This window comes from Amycolatopsis sulphurea (genome assembly GCF_002564045.1).
In the GTDB taxonomy this organism is placed as follows: Bacteria; Actinomycetota; Actinomycetes; order Mycobacteriales; family Pseudonocardiaceae; genus Amycolatopsis; species Amycolatopsis sulphurea.
Genome location: NZ_PDJK01000002.1, coordinates 4652520 through 4670786, shown reverse-complemented (window position 1 = coordinate 4670786; position 18267 = coordinate 4652520). Strand labels below are relative to the sequence as shown.

Below are 18267 nucleotides of genomic sequence, written 5' to 3'. Positions count from 1 at the left end.
CCACACCGGCTTCGTCACGCCCACCTGCCCTCCCGTCGCTGCCTTTCCACCGCGTCATCACCCCATCACCACCCGGCCTGCTCAGCCACCACGCCGTCACTACCCAGCCTGCCTGTCACCGCCCATTGCCATTGCCCACCCCATCACCACGTCACCCAGCCGGCCGCCATCCCGTCACCCGTCGCCAACCGAACCCATCCACCAGCACCCGTCCGGGCAGAGCCGCCCCGACCCAGCCGAACTCACCCGATCACCACTCCACCCGACCGGTCACCGTCCGTCCGAGCAGCTCGTCCGGCACCAAGCCGCACCGGGAACGGCCGTACCGCGTCGAACGGCTCGGCTCCGGCCGCCTTGGCGACCTGCTGGCAACACCCCGTCACTGTCGAGTTCGAACGCGGCGATATCCGGCCCGCCGCATCGATCACCCAGTAGCTCGGCACGTCCAGCCGCTGGTAGACGGCTTTCTTCGTGGTGAGGTCGTGGATCGCCGCGCTCCGGGACAGCACCTCGACCGCGAGCACGGGTGGCGCGGGCAGATCCTTTCGGTGAAGTCCTCGCTCCGCCCCACCAGGACGTCCGGCTGCAGCTCAACCCGGTCCCCTGAACGCACCGCGAACGGCGCCCCGAGAACGTCCAGGTCCTCCCGGTAACTCGCGTCCAGCACGCCGGAAAGCCGGTAGGTGATCTTCTGGTGCGGAAACCCGGCGCGGGGCTCACGACGAGCACTCCGTCGATGAGTTCGCAACGGCGGCCGTCTTCCGGCATCCCCTCGAGGTCGCGCACCGTCATAGGACCTGCTCCGGCCGGACGCTCGATGTCCGTCATGGTGCTCTCCTTTCCCTGTTCGCACCAGAGCACACCAGAGAGCACCGACAGAAACGGCGGCCCCGGAGAACCCGGAGCCGCCGTTCACCCGAAAGTGGATTACTTCTTACTCTTCCCACTGTCCTCAGTGGACAGTGCGGCGACGAAGGCCTCCTGCGGGACCTCGACCCGGCCGACGGTCTTCATCCGCTTCTTGCCTTCCTTCTGCTTCTCCAGCAGCTTCCGCTTCCGCGAGATGTCGCCGCCGTAGCACTTGGCGAGCACGTCCTTGCGGATGGCGCGGATCGTCTCGCGCGCGATGATCCGCGAACCGATCGCGGCCTGGATCGGCACCTCGAACTGCTGGCGCGGGATCAGCTCGCGCAGCCGCGTGGCCATCCGGTTGCCATAGGTGTAGGCGGCGTCCTTGTGCACGATCGCCGAGAACGCGTCCACCGTCTCGCCCTGCAGCAGGATGTCCACCTTCACCAGGTCGGCCGCCTGCTCGCCGGACTCCTCGTAGTCGAGCGAGGCGTATCCGCGGGTGCGCGACTTCAGCGTGTCGAAGAAGTCGAAGATGATCTCCGCGAGCGGGATCGTGTACCGCAGCTCCACCCGGTCCTCGGACAGGTAGTCCATGCCCTGCAGGGTGCCGCGCTTCGCCTGGCACAGCTCCATGATCGTGCCGACGAACTCGGAGGGCGCGAGGATGCTCACCTTCGACACCGGCTCGTGCACCTCGGAGATCTTCAGCCCGGTCGGCCAGTCCGACGGGTTGGTGACCACGAGCTCGCTGCGGTCCTCCAGGACCACCCGGTACACCACGTTCGGCGCGGTCGAGATCAGGTCGAGGCCGAACTCGCGCTCCAGCCGGTCGCGGGTGATCTCCAGATGCAGCAGCCCGAGGAAGCCACAGCGGAAGCCGAAGCCCAGCGCCACCGAGGTCTCCGGTTCATAGGTCAGCGCGGCGTCGTTGAGCTGCAGCTTCTCCAGCGCCTCACGCAGCTCCGGATAGTCCGAGCCGTCCACCGGGTACAGGCCGGAGAACACCATCGGCTTCGGCTCGCGGTAGCCGGCCAGCGGCTCCTTCGCGCCGTTGCGCTCCGCGGTCACGGTGTCGCCGACCTTCGACTGGCGCACGTCCTTCACGCCGGTGATCAGGTAGCCGACCTCGCCGACGCCGAGCCCCTTGCTGACCTTCGGCTCCGGCGAGATGATGCCGACCTCGAGCAGCTCGTGCGTGGCCCCGGTGGACATCATCCGGATCTTCTCGCGCGGGGTGATCTTCCCGTCCACCACGCGGATGTAGGTGACCACGCCGCGGTAGGTGTCGTAGACCGAGTCGAAGATCATCGCCCGGGCGGGTGCGTCCGCGTCGCCGACCGGCGGCGGGACCTGGCGCACGCACTCGTCCAGCAGCTCGGCCACGCCCACGCCGGTCTTGGCCGACACGCGCAGCACGTCCGAGGGATCGCAGCCGATGATGTGCGCGATCTCCGCGGCGTACTTCTCCGGATCCGCCGAGGGCAGGTCGATCTTGTTCAGCACCGGGATGATGTGCAGGTCGTTCTCCAGCGCCAGGTACAGGTTCGCCAGCGTCTGGGCCTCGATCCCCTGCGCCGCGTCGACCAGCAGGATCGCGCCCTCGCACGCTTCGAGCGCGCGGGAGACCTCGTAGGTGAAGTCGACGTGGCCGGGCGTGTCGATCAGGTGCAGCACGTGATCGACTCCGCCGACCTGCCACGGCAGCCGGACGTTCTGGGCCTTGATCGTGATGCCGCGTTCCCGCTCGATGTCCATGCGGTCGAGGTACTGCGCGCGCATGGCCCGCTCCTCGACGACGCCGGTCAGCTGCAGCATCCGGTCGGCCAGTGTCGACTTGCCGTGGTCGATGTGGGCGATGATGCAGAAGTTGCGGATGAACTCCGGCGGCGTGAAGGTGGTGTCGGCGAACGTCTTGGGCGCTGTCACTCGGGCTGTCCTCGGGATGGTCGGGAGTGTCCGGCTCCCATGTTCCCATGGACCTCCGGGTGCGGGTGGGGGTCATCCCCGATGCGAGGTCACGGCGCTCGTGGTGACCTCGAAGTATGACCACTTCACCCTCCCCCGGCGCCACGCTGGACCGGGCGTTCGGCCACCCGAGCGGCCTGCTCGGCCGCATCGGCGGCAGGCTGATGGCGTTCGCCAACGCGGCCACCGAACAGCGCATCGTCGACCTCGCCCAGCTCGAACCCGACGAAACGGTGCTGGTCACCGGCCCCGGCCCGGGGCTCGGCCTGGACGCCGCGAGCCGGCTGGCCGGCGAGGTGATCGGCGTCGAGCCGTCCGCCGAGATGCGCGAACTGTGCCGTGCCCGCTGCGGCGACCGTGTCGAACTTCGCGCGGGCACGGCCGCACACACCGGATCCGCGGACGCCAGCGTGGACGTGGTACTCACGGTGAACAACGTCCAGCTCTGGGACGACCGGCCGGCCGCGTTCGCCGAACTGTTCCGCGTGCTGCGCCCCGGCGGACGCTTGTTGCTGTCTGCGCACGAAAAGTTGCTACAGGTTACCCGTCACGAGCTGGCCGACGAAGCCGCCGAAGCGGGCTTCACCGACCTGCAGACCTGGACTTGGGAGCCGCCAGGCTTCACCGCGCTGGCCGCGCAACTGCGAGCGCGAAAGCCAGGCTAACGGCTGTCGCGGCGCAACGGGTGGTCTTCGGGGACTTCGACGAGCACGATCCGCAGACCGTCCGGATCGGTGATCCACGCCTCGTCCGTCCCCCACGGCTCGCGCTGCGGCCCGCGCACCGGCTCGACCCCGCGGACGGCCAGGTCGGCGAGCACCGCGGGCAGGTCGCGGACCTGCAGGAACAGGTTGACGTCCGGGCTCGGCGCGGTCTGCCCGGAGCCGACCACCTCGATCGAGCCGCCGCCGGCGAAGAACCGCGTGCCACCGGGGAATTCGCGCTCGACGGCCAGGCCGAGAGTGTCGCGATAGAAGGCCGTCGAGATCTGCGGATCACGCGGGTGGATCAGCATCCGGCTGCTCAGTACTTCCATGGCTGCATGCCTACCGGAGCGGCTCAGGCCACCGCAATCGCAGCGATCCCGGCCAGCACCACGACCGAACCGATCAGCCTTCGCACTGCGTTGCGCTCACCCAGCAGCAGCCACGCCGCAACCCCGCCGAAGACGATCGACAGCTCCCGCGCAGGCGCAACGAGGCTCACGGGAGCGATCTGCAGCGCGTACAGCACCAGCAGGTACCCCAACGGCGACGCGACCCCGACGATCAGCGCCTCGCGACGGTGCTCCCGCCACAGCCGTCCGACCTCAACGCGGCCACGTACGGCCGTTGGCGCAAGCAGCATGCTCTGTAGGAGCGCTCCACCACCGAAGTAGACGAGCGGCGGCATGCCCACCGTAGTGACCGACTGCGCGTCCCAAAGCGTGTACGCCGCGATCATGGCGCCAGTGAGCACGCCGTAGAACACGCCTGCCCGCCGTGCCCCTTCGCCCGCGTGGCTGCCGCAGAGACTGATCACGAGTACGCCCGCCACCACGAGGAGCGCCCCGATCAGGCCAAGCACGCCGGGCCGCTCGTGCAAGAGAGAACCGCCACGAGCACCGACAACAGCGGCCCGGTCCCGCGCGCGAGCGGGTAGACGAGCGACAGATCGCCGACGTCGTAACCACGCTGCAGCACGATCCCGTACCCGACATGGAGCGCCGCGGTGACGACCGCCGCCCCCAGCCAGCTCCACTGTGGACGCTCCGGCTCGACGACCAGCGCCACCACCACGAACGGAAGCAAGAGAACCGCGGAAACCGTGTAGTACAGCCAGACGAACTGCGCACCCCCGCCGGAGACCCGCTTGGCCGCGAGATTCCAGACCGCGTGCACGACCGCGGCGGCGAGGACCATGGACAGAGCAGTGCCGTTCACGAGAACCCCTTCTGGTCTTCCGCGCATGCCGAAGACCGGGTTCCTCCAGGCTTTTGTCCCGTCAGATGAACGACCGGCACCCTGCCCGGCCGACGGTGCCGCTCGGACCAGCCCCGCCGGCCCTCGTTGTCACAGCGCCCGCACAAGACGGACGACGGCCCGGCGACGGAACCCTAGGCACTACCGGATCCCACGGTAGCCGAGACGGCAAGGACGTACCGGACGACCGCCGGCGCCGAGACCCGGGCCGGAGGAATCCGGGCACCTCGCAGGACCGCCGAGCTGGACTGTTAAGCTTTCCCCTCGTCGCCGTGCGGCATTCCGTCAGGGAGGAAACCCGGTCGCCTTCGCGGGCGCTGCCGGAGCCAGTACGTCGCGGTGACGACCTTCATCGAGTGAAATGAGGACGCCTCCATGGCCAACATCAAGTCGCAGATCAAGCGCATCACCACGAACGAGAAGGCGCGGCAGCGCAACCTGGCGATCCGGTCCTCGGTGAAGACCGCGATCCGCAAGTTCCGCGAGGCCGCCGAGGCCGGCGACAAGGACAAGGCCCTCGAGCTGCAGCGCGAGGCCGCTCGCAAGCTCGACAAGGCGGTCACCAAGGGCGTCATCCACGCCAACCAGGCCGCGAACAAGAAGTCGGCGATCGCGAAGCGCGCGAACCAGCTCTGAGCCGGAGTTCGCCTGAAGGCCCGGTGACCTCGGTCGCCGGGCCTTTTCGCATGCCCGGGTAACCTCCGGGCCGCCCGGGCTCCTGGGCGGGACCGGCCCTGGTTTCGCAGGCTGATCTCGGACAGCCCGGGTTCCCCTCTGGTCAGGGACGTCGCGCTCTTCCCCCGCCTACCCGGCCTCAGCCGGGTCCTCGCATACCGTCCCGGTCTCGGGTCGCCAAAGGTGCATACTTGCCCGCCCGGCGGCCGCGTCTTTCTCGCATGCCTACCCGGCTGCGGGACGCGAGCCCCTTCGCATACCTGCCCGACCTCGGGCCGCCGAACGTCTCGCATGGCTCCCTGGCAGCCAGGCTCTCCCCGCCCAGCTCGCCTCTGCTCCGCCACGCCACCGAGCCGGTCGCAAGGCTGGACGATCGGGTCTCAGTCAGCGGTCGCCCCTCGCGATGACCACCTCGACGACGGCTCGTTCCAGGGCGTAGTCGGCGTCCGCGGCGGCGCCTTTCACCTCGGCGTTCAGCCTGGCCACGACGCGCATCGCGGTGGCAAGGCCGTCCTGGCCCCAGCCCCGGGACTGGCCCTGTGCCTTGCGGATCTTCCACGGCGGCATGCCGAGTTCGCCGGCCATCTGGTTCGGGTTGCCGCGGCCGGCGGCGGACACCCGCGCGATGGTGCGAACGGCGTCGGCCAGCGCGTCGGCGACCAGCACGTGCGGGACGCCCAGCTGCATGGCCCAGCGCAGCGATTCCAGCGCGGCGGCCCGGTCACCGGCCACGGCCTTCTCCGCCACCGCGAACCCGGTCACGTCGGCGCGGCCGGTGTGGTAACGGCGTACCGCCTGCTCGTCGACCACGCCGCCGGTGTCCGCGACCAGCTGGGTCGCCGCCGAGGACAACTCGCGCAGGTCGGAGCCGACGGAGTCGAGCAGAGCCGACACGCCAGCCGGGTCGATCTTGCCGCCCGCTCGGCGGACTTCGTTGCGTACGAACGATTCCCGTTCGGCGGGTTTGGTGAGCTTCGGGCATTCGGTGATTTCCGCGCCCGCCTTCTTCAGCGCGCCCGGCAGCGCTTTGGCCGCCTTGCTGCGCCCGCCGCCGCTGTGCACGACCACCAGCACCACCCCGTCCGCCGGGGCCTTCAGGTAGGCGAGCACCGCGTCGGACAGGTCCTGCGAGATGTCCTGCGCCGACTCCAGTACGATCACCCGCCCCTCCGCGAACAGCGAGGGACTGACCAGTTCGGCCAGTTCGGGCGGTGTGAGTTCGGACACCCGAATCCGGGTCAGGTCGGCCGTCTGATCGGCGGCCCGCGCCGCGTCCAGCGCGGCGCGCACGGCCCGTTCGATGAGCAGTTCTTCCTCGCCCGTGACGAGGTGCAGCGGCGCGGGTGCGGTGGTCACCCGGCCATTCTCTCACCCGGCCGGCAGTCCGCCCGCTCCGGTGATCTGGACCGCCTCCATGGCATGAGGTGATCGGTGTGCCGTACGGTGTGGCCCAGGCGGCACCCACTGCGGTGCGCCCACAACTGAATACCGCTCATCCAGAGGGGCAGAGGGAACGGCCCGACGAAGCCCCGGCAACCGGCGTACAGCCTGTCATCCCGCGATCGCGGGGTAGCTGACGAACACGGTGCCAATTCCGGCCCGCCATGGCGGGACAGATGAGGAAAGGAACCTCGCGATGACCGCATCCCTCGGCACGGACCCCACCCGCACCACGCTCGATCTCGGCCCCGCCGTCGAGCTGGTGTCGAAGGAAGAGGGACACCGGCAGCCGCTCGCCCCGGAATTCGTGTCCGCCGAGGACTTCTCGCCGCTCGAAGTGGCCTACGACTTCGGCCGCGTGCGCCGCGAGGACATCGAGGCGGGACCGAAGAACATCTGGCGCTACAAGAAACTCCTTCCCGTCCCCTCGACCGTCGAGCAGACCCCGAACACCGAACCGGGCAGTACCCGGCTCGTGCGAGCCGACCGCCTCGCCAAGGCACTCGGTCTGAAGACCGTGTGGGTCAAGGACGACACCGGCAACCCCACCCACTCGTTCAAGGACCGTGTGGTCGCGGTGGCGCTCGCCGCGGCCCGCGAGTTCGGCTTCGAGGTCCTCGCGTGTCCCTCGACCGGCAACCTGGCCAACGCGACCGCGGCCGCCGCCGCGCGCGCCGGCTGGCGGTCGGTCGTGCTGATCCCGAAGAGTCTCGAACGCGCCAAGATCCTCACCACCGCGGTCTACGACGGCGACCTGATCGCCGTCGACGGCAACTACGACGACGTGAACCGCCTCGCCACCGAGCTGGCCGCCGAGCACCCGAAGTGGGCGTTCGTGAACGTCAACGTCCGCCCGTACTACTCCGAGGGCTCGAAGACGCTCGGCTTCGAGGTCGCCGAGCAGCTCGGCTGGCGCCTGCCGGAACAGATCGTGGTGCCCATCGCCTCCGGTTCCCAGCTGACCAAGGTGGACAAGGGTTTCCGCGAGTTCGGTCAGCTCGGCCTCGTGGAAGCCAGCCCGTACAAGGTGTTCGGCGCCCAGGCCACCGGCTGCTCCCCGGTGTCGACGGCGTTCCGCAACGGGCACGACGTGGTCCAGCCGGTGAAGCCGGACACCATCGCCCGTTCGCTCGCGATCGGCAACCCGGCCGACGGCCCCTACGTGCTCGACGTGGTCCACCGCACCGGCGGCGCGATCGAGGACGTCACCGACGAGGAGGTCGTGGAGGGCATCCGGCTGCTCGCGCGCACCGAAGGCATCTTCACCGAGACGGCGGGCGGGGTCACCGTCGCCACCGCGAAGAAGCTGCTGGAGACCGGCAAGCTCGACCCGGACGCGGAGACGGTGCTCCTGATCACCGGCGACGGCCTCAAGACCCTCGACGCGGTGGAGAACCACCTCGGCCCGAAGGCGACGGTGCCGCCGTCCACGGAGGCCGTGAGCAAGGCACTCGGCTACTGACCCACGACGGTCCGGCCGTATCCGGTCGCCGCCGTTCGGTGACCGGATACGAACCGGCACGCCGCCGGGCACTGGCAGCAGCTAGTGCGGTGGTCCCCGTGGCTCACCCCGTCGCGCGACGACCGGCCCACCATCGCCGGGAAGCACCGCGGTGTCCCCGTCGACATCGGTCCGGGTGATCAGCGCACCCAACGTCCCCAGAACGTCCACTGTGGACTTGCTCGGATGCCCGTATCCGTTGCCCGCACCCACGCTGATCAAGGCCGCGCGCGGCCGAACCGCAGCAAGGAACTGCGGTACGGAGTATTTCGAACCGTGGTGTGGCACCTTGAGTACCTCCGCGGTCAGGTCCACTCCCCCGGCCAGCAAGTCCGCCTGCGCGGCCAGTTCGACGTCCCCGCTCAGCAGCACCCGGCCGGCGGACGTGGTGGCGCGCAGCACCACTGAGCTGTTGTTGATCATCGTGCCGTCTTGCAGGGCGGGCGATCTGGTGGTCGCGTAACGCGGCCCGAGGACGTCGAGAGACAAGCCCGGCCAGTCGAGCCGCTGGCCCTGGTTCACCTCCACCAGCGGGACCTGGTGCTTCGCGGCCTCGACCGAGATCTGCTGCCACGCCCACGCAGGTGCCCGCCCCGGCCCGACCGCGACCGCGCCGACGGCTCTCCCCTCGAACACCGACGAGAGCCCGCCCACATGGTCGGCGTGCAGGTGGCTCAACACGATCAGCGGCACCCTGTCCACGCCGAGCCGGTTCAGGCATTCGTCGACCGGCCCCGGTTCCGGCCCGGTGTCGACCACCACCGCACGCCCGGGTTCACCGGTCGCCAATACGAGGGCGTCACCCTGTCCGACGTCGCATTCGACTGCGGCCCAGTTCTTCGGCGGCCAGCCGGGCTCCAGTACCCGGGCAGGCACCACCGCCAGAAGCACCACCACCAGCCCGACCGCCACGAGCACTCGCAGCCGACGGAACCGCAGCACCACCACGGCGAGGATCATCAGTCCGGCCGCGCACAGTCCCCCAAGCCAGCCACCCGGCCAGCCGAACACCGCGCCAGGTGCCCGCGCACCGTGGCGAGCCACAGTGATCAGCCACCGCGCCTCAGGATCGGCCAGCCGGATCAACAAGTGCCCGGCACCGCTCCACCACGGACCGACGACGGTGGCCAGCACTCCCAGCACCGTGACCGGCGCGACCACCGGTGCCGCAAGCACATTCGTGAGCACCGAGACCAGGCTGACCGTACCTGCCATCCCAGCAATCACTGGCGCAGTGACCACGAAAGCGGCCAGCGGGACCGCAAGACCTTCCGCGTAACCCGGCGGAATCCCTCGGCGAGCCAAGGAATCCGCCCACTTCGGCGCGATCAGCACCAGCCCGGCGGTGGCGAACACCGACAATGCGAACCCGAAGTCCGCCGCCATCGCCGGGTCCCATCCGACGAGCACGCACACTGCGAACGAGAGCGCGGGCAGTGCGGAGCCACGGCGCCCCAACGCCAGCGCGAGCAGCCCGACAGCGCCCATCACCCCGGCCCGCACCACACTCGGCTCCGGTCCCACCAGCACCAGGAAGCCGAGCAGACACACGCCGGCGGCTACTGCAGACAATCTCGGCCCGGCGCGTAGTAGCCTGCACAACAGCAATACGGCGCCACAGATGATCGCGACGTTGCCACCGCTCACGGCCATCAAATGGGTGAGACCCGAGGCCGTGAACTCTTGCTCCACCTGTTGCGGCAGTGCGCTGGTGTCGCCGATGACGAGACCGGGCAGCAAGCCGGCCGGTTCCTCGGGCAACACGGAGCACAATGAGTGCAGCCCGCTCCGCAAGGTCTCCGCCGCTCGTTGCCACCATGGCGCCGGACCGACGTCGACCGGTCGGTCTCGCACGGAGAGCACCGCCGCCGTCAGATCGCCGCCTCGTGCGGAGCTGAGCCGCCCGGTGGCCGTCGCCTCTTGGCCAGGCAGCAACGCTCCCCATTCCGCGACCGGCGCGAGCAGGAGTACCCGCCCCATCGAGTCGACTGCCTGACCGTCCACAGTGGCCGCTTCCACTACCGCGGGGACGGCGACTGATCGAGTACCGGCTTGCTGATCGGCGTAGCCCGCTCTGTGAATGGGCCGCGGACGCTCGCTGATCTCGATCCGGAGCGACGCGGTGGTTCCGCGGACAGCGGCCGACGCGAGAGGATCGTGTTCGGCGTCGTGAATACGCGCCGCAGTCGGGATCGCGGCGACCAATCCGAGGAGCAGCAACGCTCCCCCGGCACCGACGAACCGCCGACGGCCGCGGATCAGCAGAAGCAGCGCCACGACTGCCGCGAGCACTCCGGTGACAACCGCGACCCACCAGCCGAGCTGTAGCCCGCCAAGTGCACCCGCCCATCCCGCCACCGCCGCCGGGACGAGGCGGAAATCGTGATCACGCCAGGAATTCATCCGTGGGTCCGAGCGGCTGGCGATCGTCATCCGACCGCCACATGATCGCGCAATTTTTCAAATTTGCTCTCCCCAATGCCGTCGACATCGCGAAGCTGCTCGACGCTGGTGAACCCGCTGTGCTGGGTACGCCAGTCGATGATGCGCCGCGCGGTGACCTCGCCGACTCCGGGAAGTGTGTCGAGCTGTTCAGGCGTCGCGGAGTTCAGGTCGATCTTGCCGGGCGCGGCTCCGGCGCCTGCCGGAGCGGCCTGGGCCGCCGGCAGGCCGACCGCGAGCTGTTCTCCGTCGGTGAGCTTGCGCGCCAGATTGAGGCCGGAAAGATCGATGCCCGGGACCGCGCCGCCGGCCGAGCGCAGTGCATCGGCCACGCGCGAACCTGCCGGAACCGTGACGAGCCCCGGATTCCGTACTCGTCCAATGACGCTGACGACGAGTTGGGCCGCCGACGAAGAGGACGCCGCACCCGCTGCGTGCCCCTGAGCACGAGCACTTGGCAGCGGTGGGGCTACCTCCGCCGCCGGAGATCCGCCGAACACCGCGAAGCCGACCACCACGACCACGGCAGCGAGCGCTGCGGAAATGCCGACGAGCACGCCTCGACGGCCGAAGATCGCGGGCAGACCGGGGTGCCCGGGGTCGTTGCCTCCGGGCAGCCAGCGGCGGACGAGCCGGCCACCCGGCCCGACCGTCTGCGGGCCTGCGGCCAGCTGATCGGCCAGCCAGGCGAGCCTGGCGTTGACGGGAGTGCCCGGATCACGGGCGGATTGCTCGAACACACGATCGACGCTAGCGGCCGGACCGGCCGTCGGCGAGCAAGTTCCGCGGGGGCTGTGGACAACCCACCCCTTGTGGACAACTCGGCCCCCGAAGCCATTAATCGCCTCGGTTCGGCCGGACCGGCGTGCACTATTGCCTCCATGCCATCTCCCTCAGAGCGGGCACTCGCTCACGTCACCGCACAGTCCGCAGGCGAACCGGTGGACCCGGCCTGGCCGGTAACCCTGCACTTCCACCCGGATCGGCTCGCCGACGGCGTACCGATTCTCGACCGCATGGTCGGCGACGGTCGTTACCGCTCGCAGTTCGAAACCGGTACCGGCAACGGCGGGCTGATCGCGTATCCCGGTGGCGACCGGTGGCGCTGGGAAAGCCGGATCTTCACCGGCGCCTACGACAACGCGCCACCGGTGGATCGGCCGGTCTACGGTGCGCTCAATTTCCGTGCGCGTCGGGTCGGCGCCTCACCGCGGTTCGGCTCGGCGCACTTCCGGCTCGCTGCGGATACCTTGGCTCGGACCACGTTCTGCTATCCGGACGGCGGTTTCGAACCCACGGATGTCGGGGTTTCCGCCCGGCTCTCACCCCTGATCGCGCAAGCTGCAGCAGACGACAAAGACCCATGGGACGACTACGTGGAGGCGCACGTACACGGTGGCCTGGACCTGAGCCGGGATGTCGAGGCGCGCGTGCTCGATCCGAGTCATCGGGGCACTCCGAGGGAGAACGCGGCGCTGCGCCTCGGCTGCCCGATCGAATGGCACGGCGGTTTTACGCTTGCCGTCGCGGAACTCCGCCGCCATCCGACGTGCCGGGGCGCGGAATTCGTCGCTCTCGGCCTCTCCGTCGAACAAGACGGGCGGCTCGATCCGGCGGTACTCGGCGCTGCCTCCCGGTCCGGGAAGCATGATGAACAGGCTCTCAAACGCGTATGGCACGACGTGGCGAGATTCGGAAGTCCCGAGATACGGGCTCACTCACCCGCGGCCCGCTGCACGACCACGCCGAGCACTCCGGGACCGGTGTGCGCGCCGATCACCGCACCGATTTCCGAGACCACGCACCCGCCGCCGCAGCCCGGAATCGCTTCCTCCAGCCGGTTCGCCAGCTCGACCGCTCGTTCCGGCGAGGCGAGGTGGTGTACCGCCAGCTCGACCGGCCCGGTACCGGCGGCACGCACGGACAGCTCGACCAGTCTGTCCATCGCCCGGTTCATCGTGCGGACCTTCTCCAGCGGCAGGATCCGTCCTTCGGACATGTGCAGCACCGGTTTCACCGCCAGCGCGGTGCCGAACAGCGCGGCCGCGGATCCGATCCGCCCGCCGCGACGCAGGTGTTCGAGCGTCTCGACGACGAACAGCGTCGAGGACCGCCTGGCCGCGTTCACCGCCGCGGCTTCCACCTCGGCGGGGCCGGCGCCCTCTGCCGCGACGACCGCCGCGTGCAGTGCGGAAAACCCCAGACCCATTGCCGTGGTACGGGAATCGACCACCCGAATCCGGTCGGAACCCACCTCCTCGGCCGCGATCACCGCGGCCTCCCAGGTGCCGGACAGCTCGCTGGACAGGTGGATCGAGACCACTGCGTCCGAACCCGCATCGAGTGCGGCCCGGAACTCGGCGGCGAACTCCGCGGGCGTGGGGCGGGAGGTCGTGACGATCTTGTGCTCGCCCAGCGCTTCCGCGAGCGCGGCCGGGCCCATGGCGACGCCGTCCAATGAACTGACACCGTCTACCAGGACATGCAGAGGCACCACCCGCACCGCGTGCCGCTCGGCGAAGCCTTCGGGCAGGTGCGCGGTGGAATCCGTGACCACGGCGACCGACACGCGCTCAGCCTACGTTGCCGGCGCCGACATACGGCGCGATCAGCTTCGCCATCGCGGTGCCGAACACCTCATGTCCGGCCCATCCCCAGTGCATACCGTCCGGATTTCCCGCACCACTGAGCACGTGTTCGCCAATAGCGCCGGGCGTGTCGACCAACGGAACTTCGCGCTGCGCTGCCCACGATGTGAGCGAAGCAACCGCTGCGGCACGCCCCGTGTGTACCCGGCCGTACGCATCCGCGCGGTGCACCGACGGCACCATTCCGAACACCGGCAACTCAGGACGCAGTGCGCGCAACGCTTCGATGGACTGATCGAGGAAGCTGACCGTCAAGTGCGCCGGAAGGACCCGGGGACGCCCACGCAAAGCGATGGACAATTTCGGCTGAGCGGCCAGATACGCGCCCCGGATGACGTGGCGGACGCGCTCGGGCCGCACGTACCGCAGACCTTGGCGGAGATAGGTAGGCAACGGCGATGGCAACGTGTCCATGCTGCCCACGGCGAGCACGACGGCGTCCACGCGGTGCAGATCGGCCCAGACTCGAGGATCGCCGGTGAGCGACCACCAGAGATCGCGCGCAGTCCAGCCGATTCCGGCGACCAGATCGGCGCGGCCGGAGAGGGCGTTCGCGGTGACATTGGGCCATAACCGCGGTTCATCCGCGGCGCAGGGGCCTTCGGGTCCGTGGAAACACAGCGAATCGCCGAAGACAAGCAGGTGCGGGCCCATCGGCTCAGCCGGTGATCCCCGTGTTGTATGCGTGCAGCCGCCATTTTCCGTCTCGGCGGCCAAGCTCCACCCAGTGGCAGTTCATGATCCCGCCCAGCGACGGCCAGACCCCGACGGGCAGATCGAGCAGCTTGGCGGTGAGCGCGACGATCAGCCCGCCATGCGTGGCCAGCAGCACCGCTTCGCCGACCTCGGAGTTCGGGGCCAGCAGATCCTCGACCACCTCGGTGGCCCGCTCGGCGACGTCCACGCGCGACTCGCCGCCGGGTGGCGCCCACGCGGCGTCGGCACGCCAGCGGGCGCGGTCACCGGGGTAGGCCGCGTCTACCTCGGGGCCAGTCATGCCCTGCCATTCGCCCAGGTGCGTTTCCCGCAGCCGCTTGTCGATCCGCAACGGCACGCCGATCGCTTCGGTGAGCACCGTCGCGGTGTCGGTGGCCCGGTGCAGATCCGAGGCGATCACCAGATCCGGGGAAAACCGGGCGAGCGCGGGGACGGCGAACCGAGCCTGGTTCCAGCCGACCGGGGTCAGCGCGGAATCCAAGTGCCCCTGCATGCGGCCGGCGGCGTTGTAATCCGTCTCGCCATGCCGCCACAGCAGCAGCCGCCCCGGGCTCACGCCTGCCGGCCCTCCGCGTCGTCGCCGGGCACCTCTGCGGGTACCGGCTTGAGCCCTTCGACCTCGATCCGCGGGCAGTCCTTCCAGAGCCGCTCGAGCCCGTAGAACGAACGCTCTTCGACGTGCTGCACGTGGACCACGACATCGACGTAGTCCAGCAGCACCCAGCGGCCCTCGCGAGCCCCTTCGCGGCGGACCGGCTTGTGCCCGTCGATGCGCAGCTTCTCTTCCACGTTGTCGACGATCGCACCGACCTGCCGCTCGTTCAGCGCGGACGCGATCACGAAGGCGTCGGTGATCACGAGCTGGTCGGACACGTCCAGCACGACCACGTCGCTGGCCAGTTTGTCGGCGGCCGCGTGCGCTGCCGCCACCGCCAGGTCCCGCGCCTCGGACGTCGCTGCCACAGTGCTCCTTCGGATTCGGGGTACGCCCGGAAGAGCGTACCCGGTCAGCCGTCGCGGTCCTTGCGGTACAGGTCCTTCTTCGCGATGTAACGCACCACACCGTCCGGTACGAGGTACCAGACCGGCTCCCCACGCTCGACGCGTTCGCGGCATGCGGTGGACGAGATCGCCATCGCGGTGACTTCCACCAGGCTCACCTTGCCGCTGGGCAGATGATGCGAATTGAGCCGATACCCGGGCCGGGTGACCCCGATGAAATGCGCGAAGTCGAACAGCTCGTCCGCCTTGTGCCAGGTGAGGATCTGCTCGAGCGCGTCCGCTCCGGTGATGAAGAACAATTCGTCGTCCGGGTACTCCTCGTGCAGATCCCGGAGCGTGTCCACGGTGTAGGTCTGCCCGCCGCGGTCGATGTCCACCCGGCTCACCGAGAACACCGGGTTGGAGGCGGTCGCGATCACCGTCATCAGATAGCGGTCCTCGGCCCGGGTGACCCGGCGGCCCACCTTCTGCCACGGCTGGCCGGTGGGGACGAAGATGACCTCGTCGAGAGCGAACCTGGACTGGACTTCGCTCGCCGCGACGAGGTGGCCGTGGTGCACGGGGTCGAAGGTGCCACCCATGACCCCGATCCGGCGTGGTGACATAGCTGGTGAGCCTATACGCGCGCAGGCGCGGCGGCTGCCCCTCCGGACTGCGACGTGGCTAACCCCGAACCCGGCTAGATTGTGACATGAGTCACATAACCCTGGGTTTCCGAGTGTGAGCGGCCCGTTCGCTCCGCCTCCGGCTCCCGGTTTGTCGGGGGCATGGGGTAGACGTGGGATGTGGACACCACCGAGACCCTGCGAACCCGCGCCGAGACGCTGCTCCGCGCGCTCGCCGGGGAGACCGCCCAGCTCCGTGACGACCAGTGGACCGCCATCGAGGCGCTGGTCGCGCACCACCGGCGCGCGCTCGTCGTGCAGCGCACCGGATGGGGCAAGTCGGCGGTGTACTTCCTGGCCACGGCGCTGCTGCGGGAGCGGGGCACGGGCCCGACCGTGATCGTCTCGCCGCTGCTCGCGCTGATGCGCAACCAGATCTCCGCGGCTGCCCGCGCCGGGATCCACGCGGCGACCATCAACTCGGCCAACGCACAGGAATGGGATCAGGTCCAGGCGAGCGTGGCGACCGGCGAGGTGGATGTGCTCCTGGTCAGTCCCGAACGGTTGAACAACCCGGACTTCCGCGACCGGGTGCTGCCGAAGCTCACCGCGGAGGCCGGGCTGCTGGTGGTCGACGAGGCCCACTGCATCTCCGACTGGGGGCACGACTTCCGGCCGGACTACCGGCGGCTGCGCACACTGCTGGGCGATCTGCCGGACGGCGTGCCCGTGCTCGCCACCACGGCGACCGCGAACGACCGGGTGGCCACCGACGTCGCCGAGCAGCTCGGCATCGGCGACGAGGCGGGAACCCTGGTGCTGCGCGGGCCGCTCGACCGGGAGAGCCTCCGGCTCGCGGTCGCTGAACTGCCCACCGACGAGGCCCGGCTGGCCTGGCTCGCCGAGCACCTCGCGGATCTGCCCGGGTCGGGGATCATCTACACGCTCACTGTGGCGGCCGCGCACGACGTCACCGCGTTGCTGAGCGACCGCGGGTACCCGGTGGCGGCGTACACCGGCAAGACCGATCCGGCCGACCGGCAGGCTGCGGAGGACGATCTCCTGGCCAACCGGGTGAAGGCGCTCGTGGCCACCTCGGCGCTCGGTATGGGGTTCGACAAACCGGATCTGGGGTTCGTCGTGCACCTGGGCGCGCCGTCCTCGCCGATCGCGTATTACCAGCAGGTCGGCCGGGCTGGGCGCGGGGTGGAGAAGGCCGAGGTGGTGCTGCTGCCGGGCCGCGAGGACAAGGCGATCTGGGCCTATTTCGGCTCGCTCGCCTTCCCGGACGAGCTGCGGGTCTCCCAGGTGCTGAACACGCTTTCCTACGCCGACCGTCCACTTTCGACAGCCGCGCTGGAGCCGTCTGTCGAGCTTTCCCGGTCGCGGCTGGAAATGGTGTTGAAGGTGCTCGATGTGGACGGTGCGGTCCGCCGGGTGCGAGGCGGCTGGGAAAGCACCGGGCAGCCGTGGAAGTACGACCGCGAGCGGTACGAGCGGGTCGGCACGGCGCGGGTGGCGGAGCAGGACGCGATGCTCGGCTACCTGGCGACCACGGGGTGCCGGATGGAGTACCTCCGCAAGCAGCTGGACGATCCGGAGGCGGCACCGTGCGGCCGGTGCGACAACTGCACCGGGCAGCACTGGGACACCGCGGTGTCCGAGGAGATCGCCGGCGCAACGCGGGAACGGCTCGACCGGCCCGGCGTCGAGATCGCGCCGCGCAAGCAGTGGCCGAGCGGGATGAGCGGGCTCGACGTGCCGCTGTCCGGCCGGATCGCGGCGGGCGAACAGGCCGAACCGGGTCAGGTGCTGGGCAGGCTCACCGACGTCGGCTGGGGTGGCCGGCTGCGTTCGCTCGTCGGGCCGGGCTCGGCCGACACCGAGGTGCCGGACTCGGTGTTCGACGCATGCGTCAAGGTGCTCGCCTCGTGGCAGTGGAAGGAACGTCCGGTGGCGGTGGTGGCGATCCCTTCGGCGACGCGGCCACAGCTGGTCGACAGCCTCGCGTTGCGGTTGTCCGCGATCGGGCGACTGGACTACCTCGGCGACCTGGCGTCGGCAGGCCCGCCGCCCCGGCAGGCGAACAGCGCCCAGCGGCTGGCGGATCTGTGGCGGCGGCTGAGCCTGCCGGAGCCGCTGGCCGAGGCACTGGCCGGGACGCATGGACCGATCCTGTTGGTGGACGACGTGATCGACACCGGCTGGACGATGACGCTGGCCGCCCGTCTGCTCCGTACCGCGGGAGCGGACGCGGTGTTGCCGTTTGCCTTGGCCAGCACGGCCTGAGCCGGGGCCCGGGGTGCGCGTGGCTGGGAGGGGGCGGGACATGGAGAGAGGGGTGAGGAAGGAGGGGATCCGGAACCGACGGGGCGTGTCAAGTGGATGGCGTTGGTGAGTGGCGGCAGGCTGGTTAAGGAAGGCGCCGGTCGATGGTGCCAACGGACGGAGGGGAGTGA

General features: G+C 69.7%; 15 protein-coding genes, 2 pseudogenes and 1 riboswitch. Of the genes and pseudogenes, 5 read left to right on the top strand and 12 right to left on the bottom strand.

Translation table 11 applies throughout. The annotated features are described in order from the left end of the window. Window positions 1-242 precede the first annotated feature (242 nt). Window positions 243-524: a Uma2 family endonuclease gene (locus tag ATK36_RS33965; RefSeq protein ID WP_245915229.1), complete on the bottom strand. Its 282-nt coding sequence runs from the start codon at window positions 522-524 to the stop codon at window positions 243-245. Window positions 525-927: 403 nt separating this feature from the next. After that, the gene (gene lepA, locus ATK36_RS27405; protein ID WP_098514103.1) at window positions 928-2778 is read right to left on the bottom strand and encodes a translation elongation factor 4; all 1851 of its coding nucleotides are present in this window, start codon (window positions 2776-2778) and stop codon (window positions 928-930) included. Window positions 2779-2894: 116 nt separating this feature from the next. Here lepA and ATK36_RS27400 point away from each other — a divergent pair, with 116 nt between their 5' ends. After that, a complete protein-coding gene (locus ATK36_RS27400) occupies window positions 2895-3482 on the top strand; it encodes a class I SAM-dependent methyltransferase (protein ID WP_098514102.1) in 588 nt (195 codons plus the stop codon). Here ATK36_RS27400 and ATK36_RS27395 read toward each other — a convergent pair. Together ATK36_RS27395 and ATK36_RS27390 are read right to left on the bottom strand one after the other, a co-directional pair. Further along, entirely contained in the window at window positions 3479-3853 is a 375-nt protein-coding gene (locus tag ATK36_RS27395) for a VOC family protein (RefSeq protein WP_098514101.1), read from the bottom strand. The genes ATK36_RS27400 and ATK36_RS27395 overlap by 4 nt on opposite strands. A gap of 23 nt (window positions 3854-3876) precedes the next feature. After that, a pseudogene (locus tag ATK36_RS27390) lies at window positions 3877-4766 on the bottom strand (DMT family transporter). Between the two features lie 387 nt (window positions 4767-5153). Between ATK36_RS27390 and rpsT the strand changes: the two are divergent. Beyond that, window positions 5154-5414 carry a 30S ribosomal protein S20 gene (rpsT, locus tag ATK36_RS27385; protein ID WP_098514100.1) on the top strand — a complete coding sequence of 87 codons (261 nt, stop codon included), beginning with the start codon at window positions 5154-5156 and terminating at the stop codon, window positions 5412-5414. Between the two features lie 423 nt (window positions 5415-5837). Here the strand turns inward: rpsT and holA are convergent, their stop codons facing one another. Then, window positions 5838-6809 (bottom strand): DNA polymerase III subunit delta, encoded by a 972-nt coding sequence (gene holA, locus ATK36_RS27380; RefSeq protein WP_098514099.1) that lies wholly within the window; start codon window positions 6807-6809, stop codon window positions 5838-5840. A 133-nt stretch (window positions 6810-6942) separates the two neighbouring features. Further along, a riboswitch (SAM riboswitch) is annotated at window positions 6943-7076 on the top strand. A 13-nt stretch (window positions 7077-7089) separates the two neighbouring features. Here holA and thrC point away from each other — a divergent pair. Then, window positions 7090-8355 (top strand): threonine synthase, encoded by a 1266-nt coding sequence (gene thrC / locus ATK36_RS27375; RefSeq protein WP_098514098.1) that lies wholly within the window; start codon window positions 7090-7092, stop codon window positions 8353-8355. Window positions 8356-8436: 81 nt separating this feature from the next. Here thrC and ATK36_RS27370 read toward each other — a convergent pair whose 3' ends face one another. Together ATK36_RS27370 and ATK36_RS27365 are read right to left on the bottom strand one after the other, a co-directional pair. Further along, window positions 8437-10827 carry a ComEC/Rec2 family competence protein gene (locus ATK36_RS27370; RefSeq protein WP_386998826.1) on the bottom strand — a complete coding sequence of 797 codons (2391 nt, stop codon included), beginning with the start codon at window positions 10825-10827 and terminating at the stop codon, window positions 8437-8439. Continuing rightward, entirely contained in the window at window positions 10824-11576 is a 753-nt protein-coding gene (locus ATK36_RS27365; protein ID WP_098514097.1) for a ComEA family DNA-binding protein, read from the bottom strand. The genes ATK36_RS27370 and ATK36_RS27365 overlap by 4 nt, the downstream gene beginning before the upstream one ends. Window positions 11577-11717: 141 nt before the next feature. On the opposite strand from ATK36_RS27365, the pseudogene ATK36_RS27360 reads away from it, so the two are divergent. Then, window positions 11718-12443: pseudogene (locus ATK36_RS27360) on the top strand (DUF3626 domain-containing protein); the annotation flags it as partial. A 107-nt stretch (window positions 12444-12550) separates the two neighbouring features. Here ATK36_RS27360 and ATK36_RS27355 read toward each other — a convergent pair. The 5 genes from ATK36_RS27355 to nadD are packed head-to-tail and all read right to left on the bottom strand — an operon-like array spanning window position 12551 to window position 15808. Next, window positions 12551-13405: a DegV family protein gene (locus tag ATK36_RS27355; protein WP_098514096.1), complete on the bottom strand. Its 855-nt coding sequence runs from the start codon at window positions 13403-13405 to the stop codon at window positions 12551-12553. A 4-nt stretch (window positions 13406-13409) separates the two neighbouring features. Then, window positions 13410-14138 (bottom strand): diglucosylglycerate octanoyltransferase, encoded by a 729-nt coding sequence (octT, locus tag ATK36_RS27350; RefSeq protein WP_098514095.1) that lies wholly within the window; start codon window positions 14136-14138, stop codon window positions 13410-13412. A 4-nt stretch (window positions 14139-14142) separates the two neighbouring features. After that, window positions 14143-14757 carry a histidine phosphatase family protein gene (locus ATK36_RS27345; RefSeq protein ID WP_098514094.1) on the bottom strand — a complete coding sequence of 205 codons (615 nt, stop codon included), beginning with the start codon at window positions 14755-14757 and terminating at the stop codon, window positions 14143-14145. Then, complete coding sequence (gene rsfS / locus ATK36_RS27340; RefSeq protein ID WP_098514093.1) at window positions 14754-15164, bottom strand: ribosome silencing factor; 411 nt, start codon at window positions 15162-15164, stop codon at window positions 14754-14756. The genes ATK36_RS27345 and rsfS overlap by 4 nt, the downstream gene beginning before the upstream one ends. A gap of 44 nt (window positions 15165-15208) precedes the next feature. Further along, a complete protein-coding gene (gene nadD / locus ATK36_RS27335; RefSeq protein ID WP_098514092.1) occupies window positions 15209-15808 on the bottom strand; it encodes a nicotinate-nucleotide adenylyltransferase in 600 nt (199 codons plus the stop codon). Window positions 15809-15988: 180 nt separating this feature from the next. Between nadD and ATK36_RS27330 the strand changes: the two genes are divergently transcribed. Continuing rightward, window positions 15989-18097 (top strand): RecQ family ATP-dependent DNA helicase, encoded by a 2109-nt coding sequence (locus tag ATK36_RS27330; RefSeq protein ID WP_098514091.1) that lies wholly within the window; start codon window positions 15989-15991, stop codon window positions 18095-18097. Window positions 18098-18267: the final 170 nt, after the last annotated feature.

Excerpts from the sequence above, each read along its gene's own strand:
- thrC (WP_098514098.1), top strand. The coding sequence starts at position 7,090 with ATGACCGCATCCCTCGGCACGGACCCCACCCGCACCACGCTCGATCTC.
- octT (WP_098514095.1), bottom strand. The coding sequence starts at position 14,138 with ATGGGCCCGCACCTGCTTGTCTTCGGCGATTCGCTGTGTTTCCACGGA.
- ATK36_RS27370 (WP_386998826.1), bottom strand. The coding sequence starts at position 10,827 with ATGACGATCGCCAGCCGCTCGGACCCACGGATGAATTCCTGGCGTGAT.
- ATK36_RS27395 (WP_098514101.1), bottom strand. The coding sequence starts at position 3,853 with ATGGAAGTACTGAGCAGCCGGATGCTGATCCACCCGCGTGATCCGCAG.
- rpsT (WP_098514100.1), top strand. The coding sequence starts at position 5,154 with ATGGCCAACATCAAGTCGCAGATCAAGCGCATCACCACGAACGAGAAG.
- nadD (WP_098514092.1), bottom strand. The coding sequence starts at position 15,808 with ATGTCACCACGCCGGATCGGGGTCATGGGTGGCACCTTCGACCCCGTG.
- ATK36_RS27400 (WP_098514102.1), top strand. The coding sequence starts at position 2,895 with ATGACCACTTCACCCTCCCCCGGCGCCACGCTGGACCGGGCGTTCGGC.